Genomic DNA, 13,221 nt, shown 5'->3' on the forward strand with positions numbered 1-13,221 from the left:
CTGTAGCCTGTGCCGGGTGTGGGCACGGTGTGCCGTTCGGGCTTAGCCCACTCGGCGTACAGGTGCTTCGGGCAATGCTTCTGCGGCCTCTGTGCGTTGGTCTACCGCTTCTCTTAGTGCCTTGCCCGGCTTGAAATGGGGCACGCGCTTTTCAGGAATGTGAACGGCTTCGCCGCTGCGCGGGTTGCGACCCATGCGTGGGGGGCGGTGGTTGACCGAGAAACTGCCAAAACCCCGAATCTCAATGCGGTGTCCTTTGACCAAGGCATCGCCCACCGCGTCCAGAATGGTTTTGACGGCGTATTCGGCGTCCTTGTGGGTGAGCTGGCCAAAGCGGGCGGCCAGTTCTTCAACAAGGTCAGATCGGGTCATGGAGTCTTGTGGCATGTGCGTAGTGCAAGTGCGTGTGAAACATGTGCTGGTGGAATAAGAACGGGCGCATAAGTGACCCGCTGCACAGAGACATTCAACAATCTCCTGTGCAACGGGCGCTCATGCGCCCGGTGCCATCCGACCGGTTACCCGGTCAGCGCAGTTTTACTTTTCCGAGTTGTCCAGCTTGGCGCGCAGCAGGGCGCCCAGGCTGGTCGTGCCGGCGCTTTCGCGGGCCGATTGCTGCGACAGGCTTTGCATGGCTTCTTGTTGGTCAACCATGTCCTTTTGCTTGATCGACAGCTGGATGTTGCGGGTCTTGCGATCCACATTGACCACCACAGCAGTGACTTCGTCGCCTTCCTTGAGCACGTTGCGGGCATCTTCCACGCGGTCGCGGGAGATTTCCGAAGCACGCAGGTAGCCCACGATGTCTTCGCCGAGGTCGATTTCAGCGCCACGGGCGTCCACGGTCTTGACCTTGCCGGTCACGGTCTGGCCCTTGTCGTTCACGGTCACGAAGGTCGTGAATGGGTCGCCGTCGAGCTGCTTGATGCCCAGGGAGATGCGTTCGCGGTCCACGTCCACAGCCAACACGATGGCTTCGACTTCTTGGCCCTTCTTGTAGTTGCGAACAGCGGCTTCGCCGGTTTCGTTCCACGACAGGTCGGACAGGTGCACCAGGCCGTCGATGCCGGCAGCCAGGCCCACGAACACGCCGAAGTCGGTGATCGACTTGATAGGACCCTTGACGCGGTCGCCGCGCTTGGTGTCCTGGGCGAATTCTTGCCATGGGTTGGCCTTGCATTGCTTCATGCCCAGGCTGATACGGCGCTTGTCTTCGTCGATTTCCAGAACCATGACTTCGACTTCGTCGCCCAGCGAAACCAGCTTGGCGGGAGCGATGTTCTTGTTGGTCCAGTCCATTTCAGACACGTGCACCAGGCCTTCGATGCCGGGTTCGAGTTCGACGAACGCGCCGTAGTCGGCAATGTTCGTGATCTTGCCGAACAGGCGGGTCGATTGTGGGTAGCGGCGGTTCACGCCCATCCATGGGTCGTCGCCCATTTGCTTCAGACCCAGCGAGACACGGTTCTTTTCGGTGTCGAACTTCAGGATCTTGGCGGTGATTTCTTGGCCAGCGGTCACCACTTCGGAAGGGTGACGCACACGGCGCCATGCCATGTCGGTGATGTGCAGCAGGCCGTCGATACCGCCCAGGTCCACGAACGCACCGTATTCGGTGATGTTCTTGACCACGCCTTGAACGATGGAGCCTTCCTTCAGGGTTTCCATCAGCTTGGCGCGCTCTTCGCCCATGGAGGCTTCCACCACAGCGCGGCGGCTCAGCACCACGTTGTTGCGCTTGCGGTCCAGCTTGATGACCTTGAATTCCATGGTCTTGTTTTCGTACGGCGTCAGATCCTTGATCGGACGTGTATCGATCAGCGAACCGGGCAGGAATGCGCGGATGCCGTTGACCAGGACAGTCAGGCCGCCCTTGACCTTGCCGCTGGTCGTGCCAGTGACGAATTCGCCGGATTCCAGGGCCTTTTCCAGGCTCATCCAGGAAGCCAGACGCTTGGCGGTGTCACGCGACAGGATGGTGTCGCCGTAACCGTTTTCGATGGAGCCGATGGCCACCGAAACGAAGTCACCGACTTGGACTTCAACTTCGCCCTTGTCGTTCTTGAACTCTTCCAGCGGCACGTAGGCTTCGGACTTGAGGCCAGCGTTCACGACCACAAAGTTGTGCTCAACGCGCACGACTTCAGCGGTGATGACTTCGCCTGGGCGCATTTCCGTACGCTGCAAGGATTCTTCAAAAAGGGCGGCAAAAGATTCGGACATGTGTTTCCTTGCCACAAACAGGATTCCAGTAGCACTATTGCTACTGTTTTTATAGCTGCTTGCGGTGGTTTTTTGCGGTGTGACCGCGGTTAGGTTAAAGATCCAGGCCACCGGTGCGCTGGCGCGCGAGAGGGGCGGCATGGGCCTGTGGCAACGCCTTGCGGCTTTGCCGAATCAACCCTGTGCAGAGGCTGCAAAAGGTTGACGCTCTAGCCACCAGGCAAGTACCTGTTCGACAGCTTGTTCAATCGTCAAAGAGGAGTTGTCCAGCACCAGAGCATCCTGTGCGGGCTTGAGAGGCGCCACGCTGCGGGAGCTGTCCCGGGCGTCGCGCGCTTCCAAATCTGCACGGAGGTCGTCGATATTAGCCTGAAAACCCTTTGAAATCAACTGTTTATGGCGGCGCTCTGCGCGGCAGGCCGCGCTGGCCGTTAAAAACACCTTCAAAGGGGCGCCTGGGAAGATCACGGTGCCCATGTCGCGCCCATCGGCCACCAGGCCGGGCAGGCGCTGAAAACTGTGCTGAAGGTCTACCAAGGCTGCGCGCACCGCAGGCAAGGCGGACACGCGGGATGCGTTCATGCCCGCTTCTTCGGTGCGAATGGCTTCGGTGACATCTTCAGCGCCCAGCAGCACATGGCCGTTGTCAAAGCGCACTGGCAGGGTTTGGGCTAACTGGGCAATTTGCGTTTCATGCGCAGCATCAATGTGCAGGCCCGCTTGCAACGAGGCATAGGCCGTGATGCGGTACATGGCGCCGGAGTCGAGGAAGCCGTAGCCCAGGCGGCGGGCCAGTTCGGCGGCCACGGTGCCCTTGCCAGAGGCCGTGGGGCCGTCGATGCAGATCACCGGGATGCGCGCCGTGGGCAGCGTGGTGGTGCCCAGGAAGGCCTCGAAATACTCCGGGAAGGTCTTGGCCACGCACTTGGGGTCTTCAATGCGCACCGGCAACTTGGCCGGATTGAAGGTGGCCAGCGAGAAGCACATCGCAACCCGGTGATCGTCGTAGGTGTGGATGCTGGCGGCCTTCCAGTCCTGCACGCGGGCGGGCGGGGTGATCTGGATGTAGTCCGCCCCTTCCTCTACCGTGGCGCCGAGCTTGCGCAGCTCTTTGGCCATGGCGGCGATGCGGTCGGTTTCCTTCACACGCCAGCTGGCAATGTTGCGCAAGGTGGTGGTGCCTTCTGCGTACAGGGCCATCACGGCCAGTGTCATGGCCGCGTCGGGGATGTGGTTGCAGTCCAGGTCAATGGCTTTGAGGGGCCAGGTGCCGCGCTGCACTTGCAGCCAGTTGGGGCCGCCGGTGACCTGTGCACCCATGGCCTGGGCCGCTTCCACAAAGCGGATGTCGCCCTGGATGGAGTGCAGGCCCACGCCCATGATCTTGATGCTGTTTCCGGCTTCAGCGCTGGATGCAATAGCGCCAAGTGCTATGAAATAGCTAGCGGAAGATGCGTCCGCCTCGACGTGGATGCTGCCGGGCGATTGGTATTGGCTACCCGCTGGAATGGTGAAACGCTGCCAGTTGTCGTGGCTGACGTGGATGCCAAACTGCGCCAGCAACTGCAGGGTGATGGCGATGTAGGGCTTGGAGATCAGCTCCCCCACAACCTCGATGTGCACCGCCTGGGTGGTGGCCACCAGGGGCAGTGCCATGAGCAGCGCCGTGAGGAACTGGCTGGAGACATCGCCGCGCACCTGGATGGGTTGGCGCAGCGCCGGGGCTGGCACCCCTTGGGCGTGGGCGATGCGCAGCGGAGGGTAGCCCGGGTTGCCGAGGTAATCGATCTGGCAGCCGAGCTGGCGCAAGGCGTCCACCAGGTCGCCAATGGGGCGCTCGTGCATGCGGGGCACGCCCGAGAGTTCAAACTCGCCGCCCAGCAGGGCCAAGGCTGCGGTGAGCGGGCGCATGGCCGTACCTGCATTGCCCATGAACAGGGCTGTGGGCGAAACTGGCTTGCGGCCGCCCAAGCCCGTGATGTGCACGGTGCTTCCTGCTTCCACCACCTCGCAGCCAATCTTGCGCAGGCCGTCGAGCATCACGCGCGTATCGTCTGACGCCAGCAGGTCATGCACGGTGGTGGTGCCCAGGCTCAAGGCCGCCAGCAGCAGCACCCGGTTGGAGATGCTTTTGGAGCCCGGCAAGAGAACTTCACCCCCAGCAGCGTCGAGAGCGGGGAGGTCCAGGAAGGCGGTAGTGAACATTTAGCGTGGTTTGGAGGTGCGTTGGGCGCCCATGCGCCAGTGGGCGCGGGTTTCGCTGGCAAGGGTCAGCATGTCTTCCAGGGCCTGCGAGTTGCCGTTGGCAATGGCTTGCTCAAGCTGCGCCAGGGCTTGTTGAAAGACCTTGGATTGCGCCAGCAACTCTTCACGGTTGGCCAGCATGATGTCGCGCCACATCTTGGGCTCGCCAGCGGCGATGCGGGTGAAGTCGCGGAACCCAGGGCCTGCCAGTGACAAAAACTCGTCGCCTTCGGGCTGCCCGGTCAGGCTGTTCATCATGGCAAACGCCAGCAGATGGGGCAGATGGCTGACGGCGGCGAAGGCGGTGTCATGCGATTCAGGCGACATGCTGCTCACGCGGCAGCCAATGGCTTGCCACACCTCTTGCGCTTGCAACAGCTGTGCAGTGAGGGTGCGCTCGGTAGGGGTCAAAATGACCTGGCGGCCGTAGTACAGCTCTGCATCTGCATGCTCTACGCCTGCCACTTCGCGCCCTGTGATGGGGTGCGCGGGCACGAAAGAGCCCACCTGGTCACGCAGCGCACGGCGCGCGGCCTGCACCACATCGGCCTTGGTGGAGCCCACATCCATCACCAGCATTTGGGGGGTGACCAAGTGCTTGATGGCCTTGAGGGTGGCTTCGGTTGCAGACACGGGAACCGCTACCAAAACAATGTCTGCCCCAGCCACTGCCAGCAAGGCCGAGGGCGCTTCGACATCGATCACGCCCATCTGGCGTGCGCGATCGGTGGTGGAGGGGGACTTGCTGTAGCCCACGACCCTTTTGACCAGACCCGCCTTTTTCAGCGCCAGCGCAAAGGACCCGCCCATGAGGCCACAGCCAATCAGTCCAAGTTGTTCAAACATCGCGAGCGCCCTTCACGAGGCCACGGGGTAGGTCCCAGCACTTTGTAGAACGCGCAGAGGCCTCGCAGCTCTTCCAGCGCCCGTGCCACATGGGGCTGGGCTGGGTGGCCGTCCAGGTCAATGTAGAAATAGTATTCCCACTGGCCTGTGCGTGCGGGGCGGGACTCGAAGCGGGTCATGGACACGCCGTGCTTTTTGAGCGGCACCAACAGGTCATGCACTGCACCGGGCTGGTTGGGCACCGAGACGATCAGGCTGGTGCAGTCCTTGCTCGAGGGCGGTGGCGTCTGCAGGGTGTGGGGCAGGCAGATGATGGCGAAACGCGTGCGGTTGTACGCATCGTCCTGGATGGCGTGGGCCACGATGTGCAGGCCAAACTGTGTGGCCGCCCGCTCGCTTGACAGGGCTGCCCATGCGGGGTTGGTCGTCGCCAGGCGCGCGCCTTCGGCGTTGCTGGACACCGGGCGGCGCTCGGCGTGCGGCAGGTGCTTGGTCAGCCACGACTGGCATTGCGCCAGCGCCTGAGGGTGGGCCAGCACCACTTCAATGTCGTCCAGCGAATTGCTGGTGCGCAGCAGGTTGTGCCGCACCAGCAGGCTCACTTCGCCCACCACATGCGTGGGGGTGTGCAGGAACAGGTCGAGCGAACGGGTGACCACGCCTTCGGTGGAATTTTCTACCCCCACCACGCCATATTGCGCGCTGCCAGCGGCCGTGGCGTGGAAGACTTCGTCGAAGTTGGCGCAGTACATCAAGTCGGCGGCACCGCCGAAAAACTCGATGGCCGCTTGCTCGCAGAACGTGCCTTCAGGGCCGAGCACGGCCACCCGCTGGGGCGATTCGAGCGCCAGGCAGGCCGACATGATTTCGCGCCAGATGGCGGCCACATGCGCGCCTTTGAGGGGGCCGGGGTTGGCGGTCTGGATCTTGTCAATGACCTGCGCTACGCGGTCTGGCCGGAAAAAGGGCGTGCCTTCGCGCTTTTTGACTTCGCCCACCCGCTCGGCCACCAGCGCACGCTGGTTCAGCAGCGTGAGCAGTTGCTGGTCGATGTTGTCGATCTGAACGCGCAGACTGGCGAGATCGGGGGATGCTTGCGGAGTATTCATGGGTGGGCGTCGGTGGCGTGCACTCAGGCGTGCTTTTGTTCAAATTCTCGCAGGTAGGTCACCAGCGCCTGTACGCCCTCGATGGGCATGGCGTTGTAGATGCTGGCACGCATGCCGCCCACGGACTTGTGGCCCTTGAGTTGCAGCAGACCGCGCTCACGGGCGCCGGTCAGGAAGGCCTCGTTGCGGCTTTCGTCACGAAGGAAGAAGGGGATGTTCATGCGCGAGCGGCAGTTGGCTGCCACCTTGTTCACGTAGAACTGGGAGTTGTCGATGGCGCTGTACAACAACTCGGCTTTGGCGGTGTTGCGTTGCTCCATGGCAGCAATGCCGCTCAGTCCACCTTCTGTCTGGCGCTTGAGCCATTGGAAGGTCAGGCCAGCCATGTAGATGCCCCAGGTTGGCGGGGTGTTGTACATCGACTGGTTTTCGGCCACCACTTTGTAGTCGAATGCGCTAGGGCAAATGGGCAGTGCGTGGCCCAGCAGGTCTTCGCGCACCACCACCAGCGTCAGGCCTGCAGGCCCCAGGTTCTTTTGCGCGCCGCCAAAGGCCACGCCCACGCGTGACCAGTCCACGCTGCGCGAAGCGACATGGGAGGAGAAATCAATCACCAAAGGTGCATCGCTGCCCAGGGCTTGCAAATCGGGCAGCTCTTGAAATTCGACGCCATGGATGGTTTCGTTGCTGCACAAGTGCACGTAGCTGGCGCCCTTGCTGAGCTGCCATGTGGCTGGGGCGGGCAGGGTGGTGAAGTTGGACTCTTGCCCTGATGCCACCACACGCGATTCGGCGGCGTATTTGAGCGCCTCTTTTTGCGACTTTTGGCTCCAGCTGCCAGTCACCACAAAGTCCACCGTGCCAGCGCGCGACAGGTTCATGGGAACGATGGCGTTCTCTGCCAAGCCGCCGCCTTGCATGAACAGGATCTTGAATTGGGCGGGCACTGCCAGCAGCTCGCGCAGGTCTGCTTCGGCTTGCTCGTAAATCGAGATGAATTCTTTGCCCCGGTGGCTCATCTCCATCACGCCCATGCCACTACCGTGCCAGTCGAGCATTTCGCTGGCGGCTTGTTCAAGGACTTCGGCGGGAATCGCGGCCGGGCCGGCGGAGAAGTTGTATGGGCGGTTCATCTGATAGTGATAAAAAGAGCTTCCAGCGCTTGCTGAGTAAGCGGTAGAAGCTCTGATTTTGATAGCAATTGCAGCTTGGGCCTTGTGGCGTGGCTGCGGCCTTGTGGTGTTTAAGCCTCTGGTGCTTCACCGCCCTCGGGGGTGGAGTTGCCTTCGGCGTTATCGCCACCTTCGGCCGCAGGGTCCGCCACATTGGCGTCGTTTTCCACAATGCGTTGCAGCCCGCTGAGCTTGGAGCCTTCGTCCAGGGCAATCAGCGTCACGCCCTGCGTGGCACGGCCCAGTTCGCGAATCTCGGAGACCCGGGTGCGCACCAGAACGCCCTTGTCGGTGATCAGCATGATCTCGTCGTCAGCGTGCACCAGCGTGGCGGCAACCACCTTGCCGTTGCGCTCGCTTTGCTGGATGGCGATCATCCCCTTAGTGCCTCGGCCGTGGCGTGTGTACTCGACGATGCTGGTGCGCTTGCCGTAGCCGTTTTCGGTGGCGGTGAGTACGCTTTGGGTCTCGTCTTCGGCCACCAGCATGGCGATCACGCTCTGGCTTTCCTCCAGCATCATGCCGCGCACGCCGCGCGCTGCACGGCCCAGTGGGCGCACATCGTTTTCATCAAAGCGCACCGCCTTGCCGCCATCGCTGAACAGCATCACGTCGTGCTTTCCATCAGTCAGTGCCGCGCCGATCAGGTAGTCGCCATCGTCCAGGTTGACGGCGATGATGCCGCCCTTGCGGGGATTGCTGAACTCGTCCAGCGCGGTCTTCTTGACGGTGCCCATGCTGGTAGCCATGAACACATAACGATCGGCCGGGAAGGTGCGCATGTCGCCGGTGAGGGCTAGCACCACGTTGATCTTCTCGCCTTCCTGCAGCGGGAACATGTTGACGATGGGGCGGCCACGTGAACCGCGCGAACCTGCAGGCACCTCCCACACCTTGAGCCAGTACAGGCGGCCACGGTTGGAGAAGCACAGGATGTAGTCGTGCGTGTTGGCAATGAAGAGCTGGTCGATCCAGTCGTCTTCCTTGGTCGCCGTGGCCTGCTTTCCACGCCCGCCGCGCTTTTGGGCGCGGTATTCGGATAGTGGCTGGCTCTTGATGTAGCCGGTGTGGCTGAGCGTCACCACCATGTCGGTTGGGGTGATCAGGTCTTCGGTCGAGAGGTCTTGGGCGCTGTATTCGACCACCGAGCGGCGTGCGCCCAGCTTGTGCTGGCCAAACTCTGTCTTGATGGATGTGAGTTCGTCGCCAATGATGGTGGATACCCGCTCTGGCTTGGCCAGGATGTCCAGCAGGTCTTCAATGACCGCCATGACTTCCTTGTACTCGGCCACGATCTTGTCTTGCTCCAGGCCTGTCAGGCGCTGCAGGCGCATCTGCAGGATTTCCTGGGCCTGGGTTTCAGACAAACGGTAAAGGCCATCCTGGCCCATGCCGAATTCCTTTTCCAGGCCTTCGGGGCGGTAGTCGTCGGCATTGATCACGCCGCCATCGGCGCGGGTGCGCGTCAGCATTTCGCGCACGAGCTTGCTGTCCCATGAGCGGGTCATCAGCTCGGCTTTGGCCACCGGTGGGGTGGGGGCGTTGCGGATGATGGCGATGAAATCATCGATGTTGGCCAGTGCAACGGCCAAGCCTTCGAGCACGTGCCCGCGATCGCGGGCTTTGCGCAGCTCGAACACCGTGCGGCGTGTCACCACTTCGCGGCGGTGTTGCAGGAAGACGCTGATCAGGTCCTTGAGATTGCACAGGCGCGGCTGACCATCGATCAGCGCCACCATGTTCATGCCAAACGTGTCTTGCAACTGCGTTTGCTTGTACAGGTTGTTCAGCACCACTTCGGGCACTTCGCCACGCTTGAGCTCGATCACCAGGCGCATGCCGGACTTGTCCGACTCGTCCTGGATGTGGCTGATGCCTTCGATCTTCTTCTCATGCACCAGTTCGGCCATGCGCTCCTGCAGCGTCTTCTTGTTGACCTGGTAGGGCAGCTCGTCCACGATGATGGCCTGGCGCTGACCTCGGTCGATGTCCTCGAAGTGGCAGCGGGCGCGCATGACGACCTTGCCACGGCCCGTGCGGTAGCCGTCTTTGACGCCATTGATGCCGTAGATGATCCCGGCCGTTGGGAAGTCAGGGGCCGGAATGATCTCCATCAGTTCATCGATGGTGGTCTCGGGGTTGCGCAGCATGTGCAAGCACGCATCCACCACCTCATTGAGGTTGTGCGGCGGGATGTTGGTTGCCATACCCACCGCAATACCTGCCGAGCCGTTGACCAGCAGGTTGGGGAGCTTGCTGGGCAGGACCAGCGGCTCTTTTTCACTGCCGTCATAGTTGGGGCCGAAATCGACAGTTTCTTTGTCGATATCGCCCAACATTTCGTGGGCGATTTTTGCCAAACGGATTTCGGTGTAACGCATCGCCGCAGCGTTGTCGCCGTCTACCGATCCGAAGTTACCTTGTCCGTCCACCAGCATGTGGCGCAGCGAAAAATCCTGCGCCATGCGAACGATCGTGTCATACACCGCCGAGTCGCCGTGGGGGTGGTACTTACCGATCACATCGCCCACAATACGGGCCGACTTTTTGTAGGGTCGATTCCAGTCGTTGTTGAGTTCGTGCATGGCAAACAGCACGCGGCGATGGACCGGCTTGAGGCCGTCACGAGCGTCAGGCAAGGCCCGGCCCACGATCACGCTCATTGCGTAATCGAGGTAACTGCGCCGCATTTCTTCTTCAAGACTGATCGGCAGGGTTTCTTTGGCAAACTGGGTCATTTGGACGGCGGTGGCAGCAAAGGAGAGCCATTTTAGGCTGAGATGCTTGTAGCGCCTATGCAACATATGCGGGCTATTGCGGTTTTGTCCTACGGTGCCTTATGCGCTAGAGCCGCTTTTAGCCTGTTACGTATGGCACAATCGTTTTAACGTTTTTGGTGGTGGTCACCCTAAACGTCCTGATTCGCAGCGAGGCTGCGGCTTTTTCCCCAAGAGGAGAACCATGAAGAAACTGAACAAAGTGGCGATGTTGTTTGCCTCTGCAGCGCTCGCAACCGCCGCTGGCGCACAATCCGTGGACAACTGGAAGAACGGTTCCGGCGACCTGGTCTGGAAGAACGGCACCAATGAATACTGCTGGCGCGATGCCAACTGGACGCCTGCTACTGCAGCCGCCGGTTGCGACGGCGCTATCGCCGCAGCTGCTCCAGCTGCTGCTGCCCCAGCTTCTGCCGCTCCAGCTGCTCCAGCTGCCGCCGCTCCAGCTGCTGCAGCTCCAGTCGTGGCCGCCCAAAAGGTGACCTACGCTGCTGACGCTTTCTTCGACTTCGACAAGTCGGTTCTGAAGGCTGAAGGCAAGGCAAAGCTCGACGACCTGGTCTCCAAGGTCAAGGACATCAACCTGGAAGTCATCATCGCCGTGGGTCACACTGACTCCGTGGGCTCCGATGCTTACAACCAAAAGCTGTCTGTGCGTCGTTCCGAAGCCGTGAAGGCTTACTTGGTGTCCAAGGGCATCGAAAAGAACCGCGTCTACACTGAAGGCAAGGGCGAAAAGCAACCTGTGGCCGACAACAAGACCGCCGAAGGCCGCGCAAAGAACCGCCGCGTGGAAATCGAAGTGGTTGGTACCCGTGCTACCAAGTAATCTTTGATTACTCCAAAAAAAGCCCCGTCAGGGGCTTTTTTTATGCCTGAGCGATTTGCATCATTGTGGTGAATCTCGGGCTTTTTCAATTTTGATGGCGAGGTAATGACTGGCCCATGGCAATCGCCAAAAGCCATTTGGGTTATGGAATAGAGGAAAATGGCGAAATGATCGAATCAATCAACGCAGACCCTGCTGAGCTGGCGAAATTCTCTGATTTAGCGCACCGTTGGTGGGATCCAGAAAGCGAGTTCCGTCCGCTACACCAAATCAACCCGCTTCGTTTGGACTGGATCAACACCCACGCAGGTTTGGATCGGTGCAGGGTCCTTGATGTTGGTTGTGGAGGAGGGATTTTGACCGACTCCATGGCCCGCAAAGGGGCCGATGTGACAGGGATCGACCTGGCCACCAAATCGTTGCGTGTAGCCCAACTGCATGCACTGGAAACTGGCACCCCTCACATTCAATACCGAGAAATCAGCGTAGAAGCTCTGGCTGAAGAACAACCCTCCAGTTTTGATGTGGTGACCTGCATGGAAATGCTGGAGCATGTGCCGGATCCTCACTCTGTGGTGCAAGCCTGCGCCCAACTGGTGAAGCCCGGTGGGTGGGTTTTTTTCTCCACCTTGCACCGCAGCGCCAAGGCTTTCATGCTGGCCATTGTGGGTGCGGAGTACCTGCTGAATATGTTGCCCCGAGGTACGCACGAGTACGCCAAGATGATCAAGCCCAGCGAACTGGCATCCAGTTGTAGAGCGGCAGGCCTGGATGTGCTTTACACCAAGGGGCTTGAATACAACCCGGTCACGCGCCGGTACTGGCTCAGCTCGAACACCAGTGTCAATTACATGCTGGCAACCCAAAAGTTTTCTTGATTGCCCCGTATGTTCAACAACATTGAGGCTGTGCTGTTTGACCTGGATGGCACCTTGATCGACAGTGCACCGGACCTCGGTGCGGCTGCCGACCAGATGCGCACAGACCGTGGCCTCTCCTCCTATTCCCTCGACCTGTACCGCCCGATGACTGGCGCTGGCGCGCGTGGCATGTTGGCGCAAGCGTTTGGGATGACTCCCGAACACCCCGACTTTCCGGCGATGCGGGAGGAGTTCTTCGTCAACTATGAACGTCGCATGACGGTGTCCACGTCCATCTTTGATGGAGTTGCAGAGATGCTGGAAGCCTTGCAGTTGCGTCAGCTGCGCTGGGGCATCGTGACAAACAAATCGATGCGCTTTACAGACCCTTTAACGCGCTCCATGCCTTTGCTGGCTGCCGCTGAGGTCGTTATCAGTGGTGACACAACACCCCATGCCAAGCCCCATCCCGCTCCTTTGCTGGAGGCCGCTAGGCGTTTAGGGGTGGATCCTGGTCGCTGCATCTATGTGGGCGATGACGAGAGGGATATCGTTGCCGGACATGCCGCCGGTATGGCGACGGTGGCAGCAACCTATGGCTATCTTGGTGCGCAAACCGACATCACGCGTTGGAATGCCCACGCCTCAATTAATTCTCCGCTGGAGCTCTTGCAACGGATCGCAGTGGCCTAAAATAGAAAGTCTGGGGCTGTCCTGGTTTCGACGTGGGTTCGGAATCGGTGTGGTGCATGTCGAGCTTGAGTCACGCTCGTAAATCTCGATTTAAAAAACTAACTGCAAACGACGAACGTTTCGCACTCGCTGCTTAATTGCCAGTGAGCCTTGCAACAGTTGGCCGATGGGCTGGGCAAGGGGGTTCTGAGCAATCAGGGCCTCCCGGCTGCAAGGATAATTACATGGGCTGGCCCTGATCCGGGTACCTTGGATTGGGGTAAGAAAATAGGGTGCTGGCTGCTGTTATAGCGTGCGACTGCGCGATGACCGTGGCGAGATTCAAAACAGACCGCTAAACATGTAGATCTGCTCGATGAAGGCTTGCGGACGCGGGTTCAATTCCCGCCAGCTCCACCACCATAACGTCCAAGGGCGTTCGCTGACTTCCAGCGAACGCCCTTTTTCATTGGCGAATCAACGGCTTAC

Annotated in this window: 10 protein-coding genes and 1 other RNA gene; 4 read left to right on the forward strand and 7 right to left on the reverse strand. The window is 60.4% G+C overall.

What is annotated here, in order from left to right:
- Positions 1–42 precede the first annotated feature (42 nt).
- The 7 genes from EAG14_RS08155 to gyrA all read right to left on the reverse strand — a co-directional run bounded on the left by EAG14_RS08155 (position 43) and on the right by gyrA (position 10,332).
- Positions 43–372: an integration host factor subunit beta gene (locus EAG14_RS08155; RefSeq protein ID WP_099658683.1), complete on the reverse strand. Its 330-nt coding sequence runs from the start codon at positions 370–372 to the stop codon at positions 43–45.
- 165 nt (positions 373–537) lie between these two features.
- Entirely contained in the window at positions 538–2,364 is a 1,827-nt protein-coding gene (gene rpsA, locus EAG14_RS08160) for a 30S ribosomal protein S1 (protein WP_371414406.1), read from the reverse strand.
- Between the two features lie 33 nt (positions 2,365–2,397).
- Positions 2,398–4,428, reverse strand: a complete 2,031-nt coding sequence (locus EAG14_RS08165) for a bifunctional 3-phosphoshikimate 1-carboxyvinyltransferase/cytidylate kinase (protein WP_121728557.1) — start codon at positions 4,426–4,428, stop codon at positions 2,398–2,400.
- Positions 4,429–5,313, reverse strand: a complete 885-nt coding sequence (locus EAG14_RS08170) for a prephenate dehydrogenase/arogenate dehydrogenase family protein (protein WP_099655821.1) — start codon at positions 5,311–5,313, stop codon at positions 4,429–4,431. It abuts the gene before it with no gap.
- The gene (gene pheA, locus EAG14_RS08175) at positions 5,292–6,422 is read right to left on the reverse strand and encodes a prephenate dehydratase (protein WP_121728558.1); all 1,131 of its coding nucleotides are present in this window, start codon (positions 6,420–6,422) and stop codon (positions 5,292–5,294) included. Before pheA ends, EAG14_RS08170 begins: the two co-directional genes overlap by 22 nt.
- A 23-nt stretch (positions 6,423–6,445) precedes the next feature.
- Positions 6,446–7,555, reverse strand: coding sequence for a 3-phosphoserine/phosphohydroxythreonine transaminase (serC, locus tag EAG14_RS08180; RefSeq protein WP_099741437.1), 1,110 nt, complete (start codon positions 7,553–7,555; stop codon positions 6,446–6,448).
- 110 nt (positions 7,556–7,665) lie between these two features.
- Positions 7,666–10,332, reverse strand: a complete 2,667-nt coding sequence (gyrA, locus tag EAG14_RS08185) for a DNA gyrase subunit A (RefSeq protein ID WP_099741436.1) — start codon at positions 10,330–10,332, stop codon at positions 7,666–7,668.
- Between the two features lie 223 nt (positions 10,333–10,555).
- On the opposite strand from gyrA, the gene ompA reads away from it, so the two are divergent.
- The 4 genes from ompA (at position 10,556) to ssrA (ending at position 13,152) form a co-directional block, all read left to right on the forward strand.
- Positions 10,556–11,200, forward strand: coding sequence for an outer membrane protein OmpA (gene ompA / locus EAG14_RS08190; RefSeq protein ID WP_099655817.1), 645 nt, complete (start codon positions 10,556–10,558; stop codon positions 11,198–11,200).
- Positions 11,201–11,367: 167 nt separating this feature from the next.
- Positions 11,368–12,078: a bifunctional 2-polyprenyl-6-hydroxyphenol methylase/3-demethylubiquinol 3-O-methyltransferase UbiG gene (ubiG, locus tag EAG14_RS08195; protein ID WP_121730364.1), complete on the forward strand. Its 711-nt coding sequence runs from the start codon at positions 11,368–11,370 to the stop codon at positions 12,076–12,078.
- Between the two features lie 9 nt (positions 12,079–12,087).
- Positions 12,088–12,753, forward strand: a complete 666-nt coding sequence (locus tag EAG14_RS08200; RefSeq protein WP_121728559.1) for an HAD-IA family hydrolase — start codon at positions 12,088–12,090, stop codon at positions 12,751–12,753.
- A gap of 12 nt (positions 12,754–12,765) precedes the next feature.
- Positions 12,766–13,152: a transfer-messenger RNA gene (gene ssrA / locus EAG14_RS08205) on the forward strand.
- Positions 13,153–13,221: the final 69 nt, after the last annotated feature.

It is taken from the genome of Acidovorax sp. 1608163 (assembly GCF_003669015.1).
Taxonomy (GTDB): Bacteria; Pseudomonadota; Gammaproteobacteria; order Burkholderiales; family Burkholderiaceae_C; genus Acidovorax.

Excerpts from the sequence above, each read along its gene's own strand:
- EAG14_RS08155 (WP_099658683.1), bottom strand. The coding sequence starts at position 372 with ATGACCCGATCTGACCTTGTTGAAGAACTGGCCGCCCGCTTTGGCCAG.
- rpsA (WP_371414406.1), bottom strand. The coding sequence starts at position 2,364 with ATGCCGCCCCTCTCGCGCGCCAGCGCACCGGTGGCCTGGATCTTTAAC.
- EAG14_RS08165 (WP_121728557.1), bottom strand. The coding sequence starts at position 4,428 with ATGTTCACTACCGCCTTCCTGGACCTCCCCGCTCTCGACGCTGCTGGG.
- EAG14_RS08170 (WP_099655821.1), bottom strand. The coding sequence starts at position 5,313 with ATGTTTGAACAACTTGGACTGATTGGCTGTGGCCTCATGGGCGGGTCC.
- pheA (WP_121728558.1), bottom strand. The coding sequence starts at position 6,422 with ATGAATACTCCGCAAGCATCCCCCGATCTCGCCAGTCTGCGCGTTCAG.
- serC (WP_099741437.1), bottom strand. The coding sequence starts at position 7,555 with ATGAACCGCCCATACAACTTCTCCGCCGGCCCGGCCGCGATTCCCGCC.
- gyrA (WP_099741436.1), bottom strand. The coding sequence starts at position 10,332 with ATGACCCAGTTTGCCAAAGAAACCCTGCCGATCAGTCTTGAAGAAGAA.
- ompA (WP_099655817.1), top strand. The coding sequence starts at position 10,556 with ATGAAGAAACTGAACAAAGTGGCGATGTTGTTTGCCTCTGCAGCGCTC.
- ubiG (WP_121730364.1), top strand. The coding sequence starts at position 11,368 with ATGATCGAATCAATCAACGCAGACCCTGCTGAGCTGGCGAAATTCTCT.
- EAG14_RS08200 (WP_121728559.1), top strand. The coding sequence starts at position 12,088 with ATGTTCAACAACATTGAGGCTGTGCTGTTTGACCTGGATGGCACCTTG.